Annotated in this window: 15 protein-coding genes; all 15 read left to right on the top strand. The window is 40.7% G+C overall.

Features of this window, described 5'->3' with window-relative positions; translation table 11 throughout:
• Window positions 1–440: 440 nt before the first annotated feature.
• The 15 genes from OQX63_RS13600 to OQX63_RS13530 all read left to right on the top strand — a co-directional run bounded on the left by OQX63_RS13600 (window position 441) and on the right by OQX63_RS13530 (window position 18,876).
• The gene (locus OQX63_RS13600) at window positions 441–1,172 is read left to right on the top strand and encodes a hypothetical protein (RefSeq protein WP_265851411.1); all 732 of its coding nucleotides are present in this window, start codon (window positions 441–443) and stop codon (window positions 1,170–1,172) included.
• A 231-nt stretch (window positions 1,173–1,403) separates the two neighbouring features.
• Window positions 1,404–2,288 carry a helix-turn-helix transcriptional regulator gene (locus tag OQX63_RS13595; RefSeq protein WP_265851410.1) on the top strand — a complete coding sequence of 295 codons (885 nt, stop codon included), beginning with the start codon at window positions 1,404–1,406 and terminating at the stop codon, window positions 2,286–2,288.
• A 368-nt stretch (window positions 2,289–2,656) separates the two neighbouring features.
• Window positions 2,657–3,226 (top strand): DUF4255 domain-containing protein, encoded by a 570-nt coding sequence (locus OQX63_RS13590; RefSeq protein WP_265851409.1) that lies wholly within the window; start codon window positions 2,657–2,659, stop codon window positions 3,224–3,226.
• On the top strand, window positions 3,223–4,047 hold the full coding sequence (locus tag OQX63_RS13585) for a hypothetical protein (protein WP_265851408.1): 825 nt from the start codon (window positions 3,223–3,225) through the stop codon (window positions 4,045–4,047). Before OQX63_RS13590 ends, OQX63_RS13585 begins: the two co-directional genes overlap by 4 nt.
• Window positions 4,048–4,071: 24 nt before the next feature.
• Window positions 4,072–5,652, top strand: a complete 1,581-nt coding sequence (locus OQX63_RS13580) for a phage tail sheath family protein (protein WP_265851407.1) — start codon at window positions 4,072–4,074, stop codon at window positions 5,650–5,652.
• 33 nt (window positions 5,653–5,685) lie between these two features.
• Window positions 5,686–6,150 (top strand): phage tail protein, encoded by a 465-nt coding sequence (locus OQX63_RS13575; protein ID WP_265851406.1) that lies wholly within the window; start codon window positions 5,686–5,688, stop codon window positions 6,148–6,150.
• Window positions 6,140–6,610: a phage tail protein gene (locus OQX63_RS13570; protein ID WP_265851405.1), complete on the top strand. Its 471-nt coding sequence runs from the start codon at window positions 6,140–6,142 to the stop codon at window positions 6,608–6,610. Before OQX63_RS13575 ends, OQX63_RS13570 begins: the two co-directional genes overlap by 11 nt.
• Before the next feature lie 5 nt (window positions 6,611–6,615).
• On the top strand, window positions 6,616–6,786 hold the full coding sequence (locus OQX63_RS13565; protein WP_265851404.1) for a DUF5908 family protein: 171 nt from the start codon (window positions 6,616–6,618) through the stop codon (window positions 6,784–6,786).
• 2 nt (window positions 6,787–6,788) lie between these two features.
• Window positions 6,789–7,463 carry a hypothetical protein gene (locus tag OQX63_RS13560; protein WP_265851403.1) on the top strand — a complete coding sequence of 225 codons (675 nt, stop codon included), beginning with the start codon at window positions 6,789–6,791 and terminating at the stop codon, window positions 7,461–7,463.
• Entirely contained in the window at window positions 7,463–9,262 is a 1,800-nt protein-coding gene (gene vgrG / locus OQX63_RS13555) for a type VI secretion system tip protein VgrG (RefSeq protein WP_265851402.1), read from the top strand. The genes OQX63_RS13560 and vgrG overlap by 1 nt, the downstream gene beginning before the upstream one ends.
• Window positions 9,263–9,281: 19 nt before the next feature.
• On the top strand, window positions 9,282–9,581 hold the full coding sequence (locus tag OQX63_RS13550) for a PAAR domain-containing protein (RefSeq protein WP_265851401.1): 300 nt from the start codon (window positions 9,282–9,284) through the stop codon (window positions 9,579–9,581).
• Between the two features lie 4 nt (window positions 9,582–9,585).
• The gene (locus tag OQX63_RS13545) at window positions 9,586–10,014 is read left to right on the top strand and encodes a GPW/gp25 family protein (RefSeq protein WP_265851400.1); all 429 of its coding nucleotides are present in this window, start codon (window positions 9,586–9,588) and stop codon (window positions 10,012–10,014) included.
• Between the two features lie 3 nt (window positions 10,015–10,017).
• Entirely contained in the window at window positions 10,018–13,719 is a 3,702-nt protein-coding gene (locus OQX63_RS13540) for a hypothetical protein (protein ID WP_265851399.1), read from the top strand.
• Entirely contained in the window at window positions 13,716–16,076 is a 2,361-nt protein-coding gene (locus OQX63_RS13535; protein WP_265851398.1) for a hypothetical protein, read from the top strand. Before OQX63_RS13540 ends, OQX63_RS13535 begins: the two co-directional genes overlap by 4 nt.
• Window positions 16,063–18,876 carry a contractile injection system tape measure protein gene (locus OQX63_RS13530; protein WP_265851397.1) on the top strand — a complete coding sequence of 938 codons (2,814 nt, stop codon included), beginning with the start codon at window positions 16,063–16,065 and terminating at the stop codon, window positions 18,874–18,876. Before OQX63_RS13535 ends, OQX63_RS13530 begins: the two co-directional genes overlap by 14 nt.
• The last annotated feature ends 45 nt before the right edge of the window (window positions 18,877–18,921 follow it).

The raw sequence follows: 18,921 nt of genomic DNA, 5'->3' as shown, positions 1-18,921 counted from the left end.
TAGCAGGTACACTGTGTTCGATTTAATATATCTTTAAAGTCCCTCACATAAGATATTGTCAATTAAGATTCGTCACCCCTGAATTTATTTCAGGATCTTTCATGCTAAAAAAGATGCTGACCATGTAGTAGCTACAAGGCCATTGAAGACACTATTCGTTACATGTAAAATTATCGGATCAGCATGGCGGGTAGATTAAACTGGTAGCCTTTAAAGTACGAAATTTTTAATAAATTTTTATCGAATTCAGGTTAATAGCCATGGAAATTAAGGGGCGTTTATTGGAACTACACTTTTTGATTTATTAGCACTGATGAATTGATCACTAATAAAAGCAAGATTAAATGAGGATCGTTTGGTTCGATTTATAAAAATATTAGCTTATTTCCTGATAAAATTTTAAATTGCTGCTATAATCTAATAAATTATATTCCCTCTCAATGAATAGCTACGCTAACCAAACACCTGAAAAAAAAACAGCTGCTGTTGCCAATTCTGTGCCTAAATCAGTAAGCAAGACTAAAACCCAGTCCAATTTTGCAGATAACAGACCAACAACTATTGCACAGCTAAAGTTACAGCATGCCGTTAATAATAGCGCCCAGGCAAATGGCTCAACTGCTGGCAAGGTTATCCAGCGCATGGAGGAAGAAAAAAGTATTGGCGAGCGGGTCAGGCAAAAGTCGATTTTTGGCAAAATGACCGATCGGCAAAAAAAGCTCTTTGGAGGAATTGATGGGAATGCTGCAAGAGATGGCCGTGTTAGTGATGCCGCATCCCGCGCCAATGCAAAAAAGGAAGAATTGAGGGAAGCATTGCGGCGCAAGTTGTGGAATGGTAAAAACCGGCCAGCTTTTACTGATGAAACAGTTAGTCATTTACTATCAAAAACCATTTCGAAAGTGCGTAAAACGGATCAGGTTAAAGTTTACAAATGTAAAGACGGAAAATTCTATCCACGTAAGAAAGACCGGGTAGGTAAGGAACCTTTTGTCAGTATAGACCACAATAAAAACTGGAAAGAGCATATTCTTAGCACGGCTGCACCTGAAGAGGATGGTAATATCAGTAAAGTCTCTGCATCAGCGGCCTATAATGACCTTACAAATCTGGTATTGATGTCCAGCAATCAGAATTTTTCAAAAAATGGTCCTAAAGGTATATTTGATTAAGTTCATCAATGGTATACAATAAAGTTGACTAAATTCCTGTTTGCTAAATTATCATTTTGTTTTACATAGGTCATCATATTTCAGCAGGTGTTTGCATATTCCACCTTTTACAAAAAGGTGAAAATACGGCCATTATCCAATACTTCTTTCTATTTCTTTTGTTGATATTTGATACAACCAGAAGTTGTGATAATGAAAGTGTGCTGGTTTCATCATCAACCAAACAATAACATGTTAAAAGAGAAAGTAATAGTTGTAGGATATGACGATACAGCCAGTTTTTTAATTTTACTGGATAAATTAAAACAATCCATAACTTTTACCTATCATATTGTTTCAGCAACTATGGCCACGGGTTTAGCAAGTATACTTAGCTCAATGAAGCCAGATCTTGTTATTTTATCTTTCTCTAATAACCAGTACATGCTCAATGAAATAGGAACATTAACTGTACAATCGTTAGTTCCCATATTGTGCATAACAAAAAGGGGCGAAAATGAAATGCTAAACTGGCCTGTTAATCACATTGTATTTAGCTGTCAGCAGGAGTACCTTCATCAATCTTCTTACCTGAGTTCGAGGGTCAATTCCATTTTGTTAATGAAAAAAGAGCAGCCAGCGCTTCCAAAAGTGATGGGCTTTGCGGATACGGCCATTGCCAATGCCGATCATAACCGGAACTTAAGCCGTTATGTAATGGAACTCGATCAGAAAGTAGATGTACTTTTAAAAATTAAAGAGCGCCTTGGCGAGCTTTATCCAAATGTAGATGACCGGACCAGAACGGAACTGATCTCTATCGTTAACACGATTAAAATATCTGCGAACGATTATAAACTCTGGGACGATTTCAAACTGTATTTCGAAGAAATTAATCCTGGTTTTTTACTCCAACTCACTAAAGCTTACCCTACATTAACCTCAATCGATCTTAAATATTGCTGTTACCTTAAAATGAATATGAGTAACGATGATATTAGGAATTTACTAGGCATTAACCAGGAAAGTGTGCGCACACATAAGTATAGGCTTAAAAAGAAAATGTCATTGCCGCGAGACCAGGATCTTGCTGCACATCTAAGGTCAGTAGATCAGCATAAGTTGAGTATGGCCTGAGTTTATTAGCTGTTTTTGTTATTCCTTTGCTACCATTGACTGATTCCAATAGATCCGTCGTCATTGCCTCATCCACTGAAAAAGACTTCTTATAATGAGGTCTATATAAGTTGTTGATTATCAGATCGTATTTTTTAGACGCCATCTCCATTTTTTTCCGGGAGCAGCCCTGATGAGTACCCGTAATGACGATAATCTTATATCCCCCGGTCTACGATTTGTCTACGCATAATTTTCGATCAACATTTAATGTATATGAAAAGTATACATCATTCGTGCTGTTTTTAAATACAAGATATCTAATTTTATATCATTGCTCTAATACAATTATCCACTACAAACAAACTCATTCAATCTAAGGTACTATTATGATTAACGAGGCGCTCCAATTTACTTGTGATACCCTGGATCAATTTCTAAAGAATCGGTTTGGTCTGGATGAACCAAAAGTGATCAAGAATACGCTGATCGATAGCAATGGAAGTATACCTGTAGTAAACCAAAATAAAATTGTAATCTCGCTGATCAATGTGGAAAAGGAAACCACTAAACCTTTTAACGTGCGCAATCATCAGCTTAATAATGGAAGTTATGCAAATGTGAATCCTGCTGAAAGATTTAACCTGGATGTTTTGATAAGCGCCAATTTTGACGATTACAGCGAAACACTAAAATTCTTGAATGCGGTAATCCTTTTTTTTCAGGTTAATGCGGTGTTATCTGCAAATTCTTCTTCATCTATACCAAAGGGACTTAATAAATTGGAGTTTGATATAGAAAAACTCAACTATCAGGAAATGAACAACCTGTGGTCGGCTATGGGAGCAAAATACCAGCCCTCTGTTATTTATAAGATGCGGTTAATCACCATTCAGGGATTTGAGGCAGATGGGTTTGTAGGGGCAGTTTCGGTAATGGATAATCAGGTAACACAATGATCGAAAAATATCAACGTCTCTTTCAGCTGGATGTTTACCACAGTTATTTCCAGAAAAGCATTTGCCGCTGCCTGGAGTTTAATGCCGATAGTGCAACCGAACAATTGATGAAAAGGTTTCGTCTTCTTATCAGGAGACAGATTAATGGTATAGGTCTGTATGTTAATGCTTCGCAACCGCTAAAAGAGTTATTAGCATATATAGAACAAGCTACCGGGCAGGATGCTTTTTGTTTTGAAATGCGAACAAATAACCCCGACTTTAATTTTTTTACCGAACTGCCTTCCAATTGGGTAGGGCAACTCTTATACGATAGCAGTAATACGACTGTAGATGATCAAAATGTACAGCTCAATCAGCAGCTCTCCGGCAATCCTGGTACGAACTGTTTAGGAAAGGCAACCCTGCGTTTTGCTGATATTTTAAAATTTAATAAGGACGAGGGAAGTGTGAGTTTTGATATTAAATTGATGGCAAGGGCAACGCAATGGCAATACTTTATCATCAATAGAAATACGTTGCAGCTGTATAACCTTGCCATTTCAGGAAAAGAGACTATTAATTTTGAAGGACCGGAAAATGTAGTGATGGAAACCGGGCAAAATGCTTTGTTGTTCTCTTCGGGCAGCAAGCTCATCCCATTAAGCGAGGTACCTGTATACAAATTCGACCTCATCAACCGTCCAGCATCAACCGATAACAGGCCCGTGCAGCCACAAATAATTATTAAGGGCCTGCCAACACCCATACCCGAGTGGATAGGTAAGGTGACGGGTAACGCGGCTGAACAGCTTTCTTCACCCATGTATGTTTATTTATAAACCAATAACCGCTAAAAATAAGTTATGATTGCATCAAACATTAAGTCTCCTGGTGTTTACATCAATGAGCAAAATGCCTTTCCCAATAGCGTAGTCACGGTGGCTACTGCGGTTCCGGCATTTATAGGCTATACGCCCCAGGCCGAATACAATGGTAAGTCGTATACCAATGTGCCGTATAAAATTACGTCATTTGCTGAGTTCCAGTCTATTTATTGTTACCCTAACCCGGCACCACCAGCAAGTCCGGCGGCACAGTATAGTCCCGAATATTATTTGGTACAGCAAAAAAGCGAGCCTACCGATCGTGATTATATGATCATCAATGGTGCATACTACTCCATTTTACCCGATCCCAATACCATTTATTACATGTACAACAGTATTGAACTATTTTATCAAAATGGGGGTGGAGAAGCGTATATTGTATCGGTAGGTACTTATGGCCCTGCATCTGCACAGCCAATGGGTGTAGGGCAGCAGATTATTAATCCGAATGTTTCTTTGTCACAGCTCCAAAGTGGTCTTCAACTTTTGCTTAACGAGGAGGAACCTACAATGTATATTTGCCCGGAAGCCACTTTGTTGTCGGTAGATGATAATGGTACCCTAATGGAAAGTATGCTGGCACAAAGCCAGGATATGCAAACTGCGGTATCTGTTTTCGACATTATTGGCGGCCGAAACCCTGATCCAATAACCTATTCTGCTGATATTGATACTTTCAGGGAGCATACCGGAGAGCAGGGTTTGAGCTATGGCGCTGCTTATTATCCCTTTATCGGTACCACCATTATGCAAAGTACTGATATCAATTACACCAATCTTTTTGGCGGGGATGTTAAACAGTTGGAGCCACTGTTAAATCCGCCATCAAACCCCAACCCAACAGCAGCAACCATTCTTCATAATATTGAAAACCCTCCGGGAGCACCATTAACGGTAACGCAATACAATAATGCATTAATCAATGCGAGTAAGGTATATGCCACCATTATTAAAAATGTACTTGCATTGGCCAATATTCTTCCGGCAAGCGCAGGTATGGCAGGCGTAATGACTACTATTGATAACCAGGAAGGTGTATGGCAGGCTCCAGCCAATACTTCCATTACTGCCGCGGTATCTTTACCCATTAATTTATCAGAAAGCCAGCAGGGCAACCTCAACATCGACCCTGTTTCAGGTAAATCCATCAATGCCATCCGCTTTTTTAACGGCATCGGTATTTTGGTATGGGGCGCCAGAACATTGGATGGTAACAGCCAGGACTGGAGATACATTTCGGTAAGAAGAACCATGATTATGATTGAACAATCATGCAAACTGGCAGCACATTCTTACGTTTTCCAACCGAATGTAAAAAATACCTGGGAAGCTGTTAAAGCGATGATCAGTAGTTTCCTGAACACCATTTGGAAAGAGGGTGGATTGATGGGTGCCACCGCTGCAGATGCTTTTTCGGTAGATTGTGGTTTAGGCACTACCATGACTTCTGATGATATCCTAAATGGATTTATGAACGTAACCGTGCGTGTAGCCGTGGTACGCCCTGCAGAGTTTATTGTACTTACTTTCCAACAGGAAATGCCGGTTTCTAGTTAACAGATTTATACATTAATTTAAAAAGATAATATTATGGCAGATGATGGAAGCGCACAAGGCGCAACATGGCCCTTACCGAAATTTAGGTTTGAGGTAGACCTTGGTACTGAATTAAAAGGCGTTGGATTTCAGGAAGTATCCGGAATGGATGTCGAAAATCAGGTGATCGAATACCGCAAAAGCAACAGTCCGCTTTTTTCTACAGAGAAAATGCCAGGTTTGGTAAAATACGGTAACGTAACCATGAAACGTGGAATTTTTGTTAACGATAACGTTTTCTGGGATTGGCACGCGGAGATTAAAATGAATCTGATTAAAAGGCGCACAGTGCTGATTAAACTGCTTGATGAGTCAGGCAATGTAACCATGCAATGGCAGCTGGATAATGCATGGCCAACCAAAATCAGCAGTACTGACTTAAAATCAGAAGGAAATGAAGTGGCGATTGACACACTGGAAATTGCGCACGAACAGTTAACCATTACGAATGGCAAGTAATACTTATCCGGTAGGGTTTTATTTCATGGTTTCCTTAAAAGGGGAGAACGCTGCCTTTCAGGAGGTATCAGGTATTTCTAAGGAGTTAGGCATTGAAGAAGTAGTATCAGGTGGGGAAAACCGGTTTAAATACCGGCTCCCCACTACTTCATCAAGCCAAAACCTGGTGCTTAAAAGAGCACTTGTTCCGGAAGGATCAGGCCTTGTTGATTGGTGTGTGAGCAGCATGGATGGTGGGCTTGGCGTTACTATTCAAACCAACGACATTTCGGTTAGCCTGTTAGATGCCAATGGAGATATGCTGATAATGTGGACTTTCCATAAAGCCTATCCGATAAAATATTCGGTATCTGACTTAAAATCGCAGGAAAATGCCCTTGTAATTGAATCTATCGAACTGGCTTATACCTATTTTGAGATTACGGATAACGGAACTTACACTTCAAACCTATTTGATTAATCATTATGCCTGTAGAAATAAGAGAACTTATCATTAAAACGCAGATATCAACCAGCGAAGCAAATCTGCAAGCTGGAGTGAGTGCAGAAGATGTTAAACAATTAAAAAAGCAATTGCTTGCTGAATGCAAGAAAATGATTACCGAACGCACCAAAAGGAGCAGTAATGCACGTTAGTTATGGGAAGTCTGGAACCAATGAAAATTACCGGTTATACGGATGAACAGTTTACCAAACGTTTTCCCGGTCCGCCGTACCTGATGATGCTCAATCCCGAGTCGATTAAATGGCAACGGAGCATTGAATATAACCAGCAGCAGGCACCCGATTCCAGTTCGCCATCGCAACGTTACAAAAGTACGCCAAGCGATAAACTAAACTTTGATGTGGTGATTGATTGTACCGGAATTGTTGACCCTAAACGGGTTGATATGGCGAAAGAGATCAGCACTTTAGAGAACATTATTTTTACGTATAACGGAACCATTCACCGACCAAATTTTGTTAAGGTGCAATGGGGTAAAGATCTCGTTTTTAATGGGGTATTAAATTCTTTTGATATTTCTTATACATTGTTCCGGCCTGATGGAAGCCCCTTGAGGGCCAAAATTTCGCTGGGTTTCGGGCAGTATATTGCCCCACAAACGGTAAAAATCCAGGATCAGGACGAATCGCCTGATATTAGTCACCTGGTTACCGTGGTAGAAGGAGAAACATTGCCAGAACTGTGCGAAAAAGTATGGAGCAATGAAAAATATTACATTCAGGTAGCCCGATACAATGGCCTTAATAAATTTAGAAACTTAAAAGGAGTAGAAAAACTGATTTTTCCACCCATCATTCCAAAAATATAATGTCATCATCATCCAATATTCCCAGTGGAAGCTTAGCCACCTATACCGTTAAAGTTGCGGGCAATACCGTTCCCGGCGAGGTAAATGTACTCTCGGTACGGGTAGAAAAAAGAATAAACCGCGTTTCTACTGCAATAATTACCATTTTGGATGGAGAAGCAAATACCGGAACTTTCGAGGCCAGCTCTTCTTCCGTTTTTGTACCTGGTAACGTCATCAGTATCGAGGCCGGTTACGACTCGTCAAACACGGTGATCTTTAAAGGTATTATTACCCGCCAATCTATCCTTATTAATGACCTTGTTGGCTCAGCTCTGGAAGTAGAATGTAAGGATGAAGCAATAAAAATGACTGTGGGCAGAAAGAGCCTCACCTTTGCTCAAAAAAAAGATAGTGATGTAATCAGTTCCATCATCAGCAGTTATTCTTCTTTAACGCCTGATGTAAGCGGAACAACTACTGTTTGGCCTGAGCAGGTACAGTTTTATGTAAGCGACTGGGATTTTATGCTTTCGCTGGCAGAAATGAATGGCCTGGTTGTTACCACACTTAACGGTACAGTTGCCGTAAAAGCACCAGGCGCAAACCCTAATCCGGTAATAACCATTGGCTATGGTAGCGGGTTAATGGAATTCAGGGCAGACATGAATGCCATAACGCAGTTAGAGCGTGTAAAATCAAGCACCTGGGACTATAAACAACAGCAGGTAGCCAGTGCTGAAGCGCCAAACAACTATGCCGGACCAGGAAATATTTCCTCTAAAACTTTAGCTGAAGTAGTTGGCCTGCCTGAATATGCCTTGCAAACCACTGCACCAATGGAAACAGAAGAACTTAACACCTGGGCCAAAGCGCAGATGTTAAAAAGTGAATATGCCAAAATACAGGGAGAAGCTAAATTTCAGGGTACCAACCTGGTTGATCCTGGTAAATTTATGACCTTGAATGGTCTTGGCGGCAGGTTTAACGGCGATTATCTCATTTCTGGTGTTGTCCACGACCTTTCTGATGGAAACTGGGTTACTGAAGTTTCCGTAGGCCTTTCGCCTCAATGGTTTATCGAAGAACCTGATGTAATGGCACCAGTAGCCTCTGGCATGTTGCCTGGTGTTAGGGGGATATTTAATGGAACCGTTAAAAAAATGTACGATGATCCCGATTCGCAGTACCGCATTTTGGTCGATGTGCCTCTATTCGACCAAAGTGGTCAGGGCATTTGGGCAAGATTGGCCAACTTTTATTCAACCAGTGGTGCAGGTGTCTTTTTTCTGCCCGAAGTAGGTGATGAAGTGGTGCTGGGTTTTTTAAACGAAGATCCACGAAGTCCAGTAATATTGGGCAGCATGTACAGTAGTCCAAAAAATAAGCCCTATAAAGGCCTTAATCCTAATGAGAAAAATTCCATAAAGGCAATCGTTTCCAAATCTAACATCAATATCGAGTTTGATGATGAAAATAAGGTGTTAACCATTGCTACGCCGGATAAAAACACAATGATTTTTAGCGATCAGGATAAAAAAATCACCATTCAGGATGAACATAAGAATAGCATAGTCATGTCTGCAAACGGCATTACCATCAAAAGTGCTGCAGATATTAATATACAGGCAGATCAAAAAGTGAATATCACTGGTACACAAGGGGTAACTTTAAAAGCGCCAACCGGAGATGTTGCGGTAAGTGGCATGAATATAAAACAGGTAGCCGACAGCCAGTTTTCTGCAGAAGGATCAATGACCACAGAAATTAAAAGCGGTATGGAACTGAGCCTGAAAAGTGCGATGATTATGATTAATTAATTTTAAAACAGAAGAAAATATGCCACCAGCAGCCAGATTAACCGATTTTCACGAATGTCCAATGGTAACGCCGGCACCTGTGCCTATACCACATGTTGGCGGACCAATTATAGGACCGGGTGAACCTACTGTATTAATTGGCAAATTACCAGCCGCCAGGGTAGGCGACATGCTGGTTTGTGTAGGTCCGCCAGATAGCATTATAAAAGGTTCTGCAACGGTAATGATTGGCGGAATGCCTGCAGCGAGAATGGGCGACTCCACCGCGCATGGCGGAACAATTATGCTCGGTGCATTTAATGTAATGATAGGCGGTTAATGAGATGACAAAAGAGACAAGCAAAGTAGACCATCATTTTCTGGGTTCGGGATGGGCCTTCCCGGTTACTTTTTCGGTTGGTAACCACCAGTTGAACCTGAGTGCTTACGAAGAAAACATTAACGAATCAATTGATATCATCTTGCAGACCAGAAATGGTGAACGCTGTATGGAAGGTGGTTTTGGAGGTGGCCTGCAGCAGTTTCTTTTTAAAAAAATGGACGAAAGTCTGAAAGGGGAAATAAAGGAAGCCATTACTTATGCCTTAATGTATAATGAACCCCGCATTACGGTAACCGATGTAGATGTACAGTTCAGGGATGTTAGGGGAGGTGTAGTAGAGATTTTGCTTACCTACATGTATAACCAGACCAATACCCGGCACAATTATGTTTTCCCGTTTTACATTAACGAGGGAACCAATTTAATTTAAAGCATGAAATTAGTTAACGCGAATAGCATATTAAATTCAGTTGCTGAAGCCCTGCAACCGGGCGCTTCATTAATTGATGGACGTACGGAGCAAGATTGGCTCCGCTTTCTGTCTGAATTTGCTGCGCTGATTAATTTCTACGATCATGATAATGCGGTAAATGGTAACTGGGAACCTTTTATTTTAAAAGATCCTGTTTTTTTAATGGCCACCATTGCCGGCACCAATTTCACTAAATTATACAATCTTTACCTGCATACCTGCCATAAACTAGAACAACAGAATGATTTAGCCGCTACTTTTAACCAGCTTTTCGACCAACTAACCAGTATCTTCATCAAGATTCAAAACTGGATGCATTATATGCAACAGTCACCTGCCAAATATCCGCTAAAAACTTATGTAGGAGAACAGATCAGGGGCACTTTTGCTGATGCATTACAGGCCATTATCGATTTGCGGCAAGCATTATTTAGCAGCGCCATGCTGGTAGGTTTAGTTCCAACTGATCCTTCCGTTATCTGGAAATTAGATACTTACGAATATCGGATCTGGAGAGAAGGAATATTTAAAGGCCCATATTGGAAATTAATGGGTTTATTACCGTTTATAAAAGATAATGCCATAGCGGCTATTTTTAAGGCGGTAACCCATATTGGCGATACGCTATTTAATTTTTTACAGGTAATTGTTAAGCAGGCCAATATGGAGTACGATCGTTTATCGAAGTTAAAAGGCAGTTTTCCTGATACTACTTTACTGCGTACCTTTGTTCATCTTTTAAACATACAGCAAACCCAGCTTAACCAGATCAGTGATAAACACTTAAGGTTTTATTACCGCGATATTTTAAAACAAACTGAGCGCAAAGCAATAGCAGACCGGGCTTATTTAACGGCTAGTTTGGCTATCGAAACAGCTGTGGTCAATTTGCCAAAAGGCACCTTGTTTGATGCCGGTACCGATGCACAAAAGAATCCCATTGTATTTGCCAGCACCGATGATGTAATTTTAAATCCGGCAGCTATCCCTTTGGCTTATACCTTATCAAGGGCACCAGCGCCAAACCAACTTTCCTATCTTCAGTTACAAACAATAGCTAATCCTGGTGTGGTGCAAAAGGATACCGCAGGTGCAGTTTTATCATGGGATACTTTAGGTAATCATCAATCCAATCCCGGCATACAACAAGCACTGGGCATTGCATTTGCTTCGCCCATGTTGCTGCTTAGAGAGGGGTTGAGGCAGCTAAAACTATCTTTTACTTATACCGGAACGCCAGATCTGAATATGCTGCGTAGCGCAAAATGTTACCTCAGTACATTAAAAGACTGGTTTCAGGTAAGTGCCGATTTTCAGTGGGATGAAACAGATCCTGCACACCCTATTATCATTACAATTGTACTGCAAAGTACCGACCCGGCTATTGAACGTTTCCTCATCAATCCGGATGGTGTTGTAAGTGCCTGGCCAATGTTTAAGCTGGTGTTTAATCAGGTTACGCCAGCAACCGTGGCACCACCCATGCTCCAGAGCATGAAAATAGAAGTAAATGTAACCGGCATGGAAACCTTTCAGCTCTATAACGATTACGGTGCGCTGAGTACCAAAGTAGCTTTTCCGTTGTTTGGCCCAACCCCAGCATATGGCAGTAATTTTATTATTGGGAGTGATGAAATTTTTAGCAAGCCAGTTGGTTCCTTAAAACTTGCATTAAACTGGTCAGCATTACCACCAGATTTTTCATATTACTATCAGGCTTATAACCTTTACCTCGGGAAAAAGCTCAATATAGCTGCAACACCTGAACCTTCGTTTTGGGAAAAAATATTTGGAAAGAAAAAAGCTGATCCCGTGCCATTTCCGGAACTAACTGAACCTTATAATAACAAATGTTTTGTGGTGGGTTTTCAGTTGCTGGAAGAAAAGAATTGGAGATCAACGTCGTTTAATACTTTGCCTTCTGTAACTATAACACCAACAGACACGGTAACGCCTGTTACGGCCTCAACTACTGCCCCAGTGTCTGATCAGCCAGTTAGTGAAGATGTTACAAATCTGCTTTTTGTAGTAGATAATGGCGAAATGGATTCTTTGAGCAGTTACGAATCTACCAGTATTCCACTGTCCGCTTGCAACCCCGACCTGCAAAACCAGCCCATGAAATTTACAGAAGCCAGTACCGGCGGTTTCATAAAAATGGACCTTCAAGGGCCAACTTATGGCTTTGGTCCTGCTGTTTACCCCAATGTGGTATCAGCCGTTGCAATTTATAACTCACAAATTCTGTACAATAATGAAAATGTGGCCTTTGTTGCTGCGGCACAATTGCCTTTTACACCCAAATTAAAAAGCTTTAGCGCAACTTATACCGCCGCTGTTGAATATGTATTTAATGATGAAAGCAAGGCTACGGCAACGATTCAGGATTACCCGGTTCAGGCTTTTTTATATACACCTTTTGCCAATTATGCAGTGTATGATAACCAGAATCCGCTGCCGGCCCAAGAGTATACGATAGGAGCTGCTCCAATAAATCATTCAGGTATTCCCCTATATGCTTCATACAGCTACGATGGTTATTTATATCTTGCTGTTGATAATTTAGTTCCAGCCAGCAATTTTAATATTTATTTAGAACTGGCACGGAAATATGTAATGGGAAACCCTGTGGCAACAGCGGTTAGCTATTATTACCTAGGTTCTGAAGGCTGGGCACCGCTTATTGTGCTCACCGATGGAACCGATAATCTTACCTCTTCGGGTATTGTAACCTTAAATATACCAGCAAACATTACTTTGACGAGTGTGCTCATGCCCCCAAAATGCTATTGGATCGCCATTGTAGCCAATGATATTAGTCATGTAGCCGCTACTGTTTTATTAAGTACAAATGGCATCAGTGTACAGCGTTTAGATACTGCCCCAAACGATGCGGTTAATGTTCCAGCCATAGCGGCAAATACGATTACCAAAACCAAAGGTCCTTTTCCGAAAATCAGTGCGGTGCAACAGCCATTTCCTTCTTTTGGGGGTAATGTGGCCGAAAATGCGATAACCATGAATTGGAGGGTGAGTAACCGGATTAAAACAAAAGACAGGGCCACAAGTGCATCAGATTATGTAAGATTGATTAAACAGAAATTTAATGACATCTACGACGCTGCGGTGATTTATAATCCGGTGTTAAAGTGTACCAACATTTATGTAGTACAATCGGTTGATAGCTGGAAGGCGCCACATGCGTTCCTTCCAATGGTGAGCATGAGGGAAGAAGAAAATATGCAACTGTATTTACAGCAAAAAACATCTGCTTTTTCTGCGGTAAAAGTATCTAATCCTACTTTTCAGTCTGTAACCGTTTATGCCGTAATTACCGTTCAGCAGGGCTATGAGTTTTCGGCTGTACAGCAAAGTCTAACCCAGGCATTGAATATTTACCTTTCGCCATGGATTAAAAGTACCAGTACCCAGGTTGAGATTTATCAGGAGATTACCGATGTACAGGTGGCTTCGTTTATTAAAAACATAAATGGTGTAGCTGTGGTAGAAAGTGTAGCCTTTAAAACCTGGATGTACCATCCCGAACTTACCACCGCACCGGTAACTGCGAGTTTGCAAACCAGTGTTGGCCTGATGGAAAAATCGGCTTTGTTTATTTCTAACCTGGTTCATCAGATCAGCCTTAATCCTTCAGCGGTATGAGTGAGCAGAACTTTATCATCGATCTGCCCCTGCCACTCAGTCAGGATTATGCTGCACTTAAGGCTCAGGGGCTGGCATATATCCAGTTACACAGCGGGCATGAATGGACCAACCTCAACAATGTTGATCCTGGGGTAACTATTCTCGAACAGCTATGTTATGCCCTTACAGAACTGGGTTATTGTAACGATTTTCCGGTTGTCGATATTTTAACCAATGCAGATGGAAAGCTTGAAGTGAAAGATCAGTTTTACCTGCCCGATGAAATTTTAACCACCTCACCGGTAAGCATCACCGATTACCGAAAATGCCTGATTGATGGCGTAAGCGGGGTAACTAACGCTTTGATCGTTCCTGTTCCTGGCAGTAATTATGCTTATCAGGTTTATCTGCAGGCAAATACAACAGTTGAAAAGGAAGAATTATGCCATGCAGCCTTCATTTACCTTAACAAATGGAGAAATTTGGGTGAAATGTTTTTGCAGCCGCTTTGTTTAATTGAGGATTTTCATACCGTGGCAGGCAAAATAGAAATTGCCGATGAAACACAACTGAAAAAAATATTAGCTGAATTGCAGCAGCGTGTACAGCAGGCCATATTTCCAAAAGTGGTACCCCTGGGTTACGATTTGAAAGAAACGGATGACGTACTTATCGATGAGATTTTTAACGGACCTCTGTTGCAACACGGTTGGATTCCTACTGCAGCGCTTGGTGAAAAGAAAGACCAGTTACAACTGATCGAATTGCAACAACTGATCCTGAATGTGCCAGGCATAATTGGTGTAAGTGGTTTAACATTCAATCAGCAACCTTCTGCACAAGAAATCCATACTGAAAGTGATCATTTGTTAGATATTAACTGGTCTGGCTCTTTAGATAATGGTCTGGAGATTTATTGTAAAGGCAGGAGGTTGTTTAGCGCAACAAATTTGCTCATGTTAGCTGTTAGTAGCAGCCCGCAAACACCTGGTCCCGGTCCGGTTTTTGGAGCAATACCAAACCTGAGAATTACGATGCCTAGCGGAAGTTTCAGGGACATCAATTCTTATTATTCCATTCAAAATACTTTTCCCGAAATTTATGCCGTAGGCGCAGATACTACGGTTGATAATGCTACTGATTTTCAGGTAGCCCAATCAAGACAGCTTAAGGGCTACTTAACACTTTTCGATCAGGTTTTGGCTAACCAGTTTTCGCAATTGGCCAATTTAGGTACCCTGTTTTCCTTTAAAAATGCACAAAGCGGCACACCTTCCGACCAGGCATTCTTTTATAATACCAAGAACCGTTTAGAAGAAATTCCTTCCGAATATCCGGTGCCTTATCTTGTTTTTTCGCCAACTTATTTTTATCAGTCGCTTTATTCTATACCACACATCAGACCACTGCTAAAAGATAATGAGCTTTATAATTTTAGCATTGCTGCAGAAACTGAGCAGGAAATGGAATACTCGAGCTGGTTGGCCTATCAAAAAGATCCCTACAATCCTTATATTAAAGGGCTAATGGATATGGTGGAAGATGATACCATCAACCTGATGAGAAGGAACAACATGTTGGATCATTTACTAGCCCGTCATGGCGAATCACCATTGTTGATCAATACCATCATCGATGGTTCTTATTACGCCGGAGAAAGTTTAAAAGATCAGGTGATTTTTAAAAGTCTCTACCTGCAAAATTTAGGATTACTTACGTATTTCAGGATAAAGGCCTACAACTACATCGGCGCTAAAAAAGTAGCTGATCATTTTACCAATGTTCCTAAAGATTTTAATATCAGGGTAATGGGTGGTTATACGAATGATTTTATTTTTAATTCTGCCGCAACTGATTATGTGGAAGCACTCGATACCATTGATTTTATCCATTATTCTGCCGTAGAGCTGAAGTTAAGCCTCCTTTTTGGCTTAAAGCCGCTTTATTGCGATTTTATGGAAAATCATTTCGATGAAACTACATCAGCAATGGCGCTAAAGCTGGCCATGTGGATGATTTTGGAACGTAAAGGCTTGCTACTGATCGAAACCGGATTGCTTTCACCTTATATTGCTGTTCCCACAAACATGGATCAGGTAATTTTGATCTTTCCGTCGTTTATTCCACAAATGAATTCCGAAGCATTTCAGGAGCGTTTAAATTTGTTTTTAACAGAAACAATGCCCGCTCATGTTTCTTACCGCTGCTTCTTTTTAAATACCAGCTTACTGGAAATATTGATTATCGCTTATGCCGATTGGCACAATGGATTGATTTATCCTGCAAATCCTTTGAATAAAAGTGTAGCTGCCAATGCCACTAGCCTGATGAAAGTAATTAACCTCATTTATACCCAAGCAGATGCCTCAAAATAGCCATAACCTGATTTCTAGGCTTACATGGGATACCGTGTTTGATAGCAAAGCACAAGGTGTAGCGCTGCAGGAGCGGCTAAGCAATTGGAGCGGTTTTCACCTGCAGCAAGAAATGGCAGCCGTTTTCAGTAAATTTTGCCCTCCAGGACAAACATGGAAAATCCAATCGCTCGAACTCGATTTAGGCATAATCAATTTCGATCAGTTAGAAACCGAACTTCCCATTAAAATTCGCCAGCAGCTAAATGAAAAACTGGTAGAAATGATTCTTTATTCGCATCAACGCGGCAAGCAGATCGAAATTCTGGATGAAAAAAGATCACACGTACAGCTGATCAGATATTTTTTATGGAATGGGGCACTGCCATGGAATCATCAGGCTGCCGATGGTACTGTAAATCAGATTTTGGCCCTGCAACTGCAACAGAATAGGGAAGAGTTATTGGATATGTTAAAAGAATCGGGCTTTAGTTCGGAGCAGGTAAGACGGAGGATGGCCTGGCAGTTTAATGAGCCAAATATGATCAAAATCATTGAGGCCATAGAACCCAATGTTGGTGGACAGATCATAATGTTTTCGAACGAACTGACTAAAATTCAGCAGAAAGAAACCGTGGTTCAGGCGGTGAGCACTACGGATTTTAAAAAAAATGTGTGGTTTTGGGTACTTAATTACCTTTTAACCGAACGCGGAACGGTATTTAACCGGATCCAGTTTATGAAAAGCAGCATTGTGCAAATGGCTGCGCATTATAACATGCAATACAACCAGCTTTTCGAACTGATAGAGTTGGCTGTGGCAAAGTTAACCAGGAGTTTAAGCCTGCAATCCGATTTTATCCTTACCCTGCAACTCCTGTCGAAGGAGAATAAAGACCAGCAAAAGCACAAGACCGGGCAGGTAATTGAAGATACCGATCATTGGTACTTATTAGAGCTCCTTTTTCGTGATCAAAACCTTAGGCATACCGCAGGAAAATTGGCAATATTTAATGATCTGGTTAGTGCTTTAGCCAAAGAAGATGCCTTGCGTTTTAAAACACTCATTAGTTCTTTCGGGAGTAAAAGTGATTTTTGGCTGCCTTTAATTAATGATTTATCCAGCCACAGCTTAAAGGTCATCTTCACGGCTTTCAAATATTACAAATCAGTAATTTTAACAGAAAGCATCATTTTCTTAAACCGGTTAATGGGCAGCGCAAAGCAGCAAACCGAACGCAACCAGTTATGGTATGAAGGTTTAATGTTTATCCTCCGTCAGGAGAATACATCCTTTACTGAAACGGCCTTTCTTCAGGTTTTGATTGTGGTTTTGGCAAAGAATAAACAGTTATCTCCCATGGCCTTATTAGATCAGTTATTGGTGGCAGAGGTACCTGCTACGTTAAAAACGTTGCGGCACACCTCACTTTACCATCTATTAACAGCTGTTTTTAAGGAAGAAGTTTCTCGGATGCCGGTGCTGCAATTTAAAAAACACATCGAACAGCTTATCGCCCTATACCATTTTCAGGTAAAGGCGGGAATTAAAGACCGGAAAAGCTTCGAAACCTTAGAAAATATACTTGAGAATTATACGAGGCTATACCCAAAAGTCCTTAAAGAAGCGCTGATGGCTATACCTGATACAGAAAGTTTGGCACCGATGTTTCCAGCATCAGTAGTTACCAAAAACTTTACCACATTCTTGCTACCCCAGGGAGTAAGTTGGAGTACTTTGCAGGAAATGTCCCAGCTTAACCAATTTGGGCAGAATGAAATCTGGTTGGCTGAAATGCAACAGGAGCCTAAGAAATTGCTTGAATTTGTAAAAAAGGAAATCATAACCGATCACCAGTGGCTTTGGCTTCAAAAAGCAGTTGGTTTTGATGAATTACTGGTCATCATAGGTAATTTACATCCCAACCGCCAACCTATATTTAATGTTTTAAATCAGTTTTATCGCATATCAGGCAATATTTCATTTAGCGGAGTAACTGGCAGAGAAATGCAGTTTATCCTGTTTAAAAAAGTAACTAAAGCCTGGACTTCCGGCAACTGGAAATTAATTACTGCCGAAAATATCTGGAACGAACTGATCTGGGAATTTTGCGGCAAGAGAGCGATTCCGAAAGCAGTATTTATAAGCCACATGAATGCACATAAGCCCGCACTACCACCACTATTGCAATTGGCATTCGAATCGCTGATTGCTCAGGATCGTTCTACCGCTGAATCCAACAATGAAAATACTAAAATAAAACCTGTAAAACTTGTTAAACCCATTATGATGAAAGAAAAAGCCGATAACTTAAAAGGCGGAATAAGTGTCAGAAATGCCGGAATGGTAATTATTAACAGTTATATCGCCATGCTTTTTGAAAGGCTAGGCCTTACACACGATCGTAAATTTATTAATGCCGAAAGCCAAATGCAGGCTGCGCATTACCTGCAATATATTGTAACCGGACAAGAACATACGGAAGAATCGTTTTTGCCGCTCAATAAAATTTTATGTGGGATACCGCTGGCACAACCGGTAATGGAGGGAATCAGTATTTCAGCAGAAAACAAACAACTCATAAAAGGATTAATAAATGCTGTAATTAGCCATTGGACAGCTATTGGTAGCTCTTCAATAGATGGTTTTAGAGGCAATTGGTTGGTGAGGGATGGATTACTTACCGAAAGAGAAGAGCGCTGGGAGCTAATGGTAGATAGACGCCCGTATGATCTTTTAATTCACAGGTCTCCGTTTTCATTCTCGATCATTAAACATCCATGGATGGATAAACATCTACACGTAAACTGGACTTATTAATATGAAAAGAATCAACGTAAATCAACTGGTTTACCATCTGGATAG

It is taken from the genome of Pedobacter sp. PF22-3 (genome assembly GCF_026239555.1).
Taxonomy (GTDB): Bacteria; Bacteroidota; Bacteroidia; order Sphingobacteriales; family Sphingobacteriaceae; genus Pedobacter.
This window is presented reverse-complemented; position numbering and strand designations above follow the sequence as displayed.

Bases quoted from the DNA above. Each gene is read 5' to 3' on its own strand.
- OQX63_RS13550 (WP_265851401.1), top strand. From the start codon at position 9,282: ATGCCACCAGCAGCCAGATTAACCGATTTTCACGAATGTCCAATGGTA.
- OQX63_RS13590 (WP_265851409.1), top strand. From the start codon at position 2,657: ATGATTAACGAGGCGCTCCAATTTACTTGTGATACCCTGGATCAATTT.
- OQX63_RS13585 (WP_265851408.1), top strand. From the start codon at position 3,223: ATGATCGAAAAATATCAACGTCTCTTTCAGCTGGATGTTTACCACAGT.
- OQX63_RS13540 (WP_265851399.1), top strand. From the start codon at position 10,018: ATGAAATTAGTTAACGCGAATAGCATATTAAATTCAGTTGCTGAAGCC.
- OQX63_RS13535 (WP_265851398.1), top strand. From the start codon at position 13,716: ATGAGTGAGCAGAACTTTATCATCGATCTGCCCCTGCCACTCAGTCAG.
- OQX63_RS13530 (WP_265851397.1), top strand. From the start codon at position 16,063: ATGCCTCAAAATAGCCATAACCTGATTTCTAGGCTTACATGGGATACC.
- OQX63_RS13580 (WP_265851407.1), top strand. From the start codon at position 4,072: ATGATTGCATCAAACATTAAGTCTCCTGGTGTTTACATCAATGAGCAA.
- OQX63_RS13545 (WP_265851400.1), top strand. From the start codon at position 9,586: ATGACAAAAGAGACAAGCAAAGTAGACCATCATTTTCTGGGTTCGGGA.
- OQX63_RS13565 (WP_265851404.1), top strand. From the start codon at position 6,616: ATGCCTGTAGAAATAAGAGAACTTATCATTAAAACGCAGATATCAACC.
- vgrG (WP_265851402.1), top strand. From the start codon at position 7,463: ATGTCATCATCATCCAATATTCCCAGTGGAAGCTTAGCCACCTATACC.
- OQX63_RS13570 (WP_265851405.1), top strand. From the start codon at position 6,140: ATGGCAAGTAATACTTATCCGGTAGGGTTTTATTTCATGGTTTCCTTA.
- OQX63_RS13575 (WP_265851406.1), top strand. From the start codon at position 5,686: ATGGCAGATGATGGAAGCGCACAAGGCGCAACATGGCCCTTACCGAAA.
- OQX63_RS13560 (WP_265851403.1), top strand. From the start codon at position 6,789: ATGGGAAGTCTGGAACCAATGAAAATTACCGGTTATACGGATGAACAG.
- OQX63_RS13595 (WP_265851410.1), top strand. From the start codon at position 1,404: ATGTTAAAAGAGAAAGTAATAGTTGTAGGATATGACGATACAGCCAGT.
- OQX63_RS13600 (WP_265851411.1), top strand. From the start codon at position 441: ATGAATAGCTACGCTAACCAAACACCTGAAAAAAAAACAGCTGCTGTT.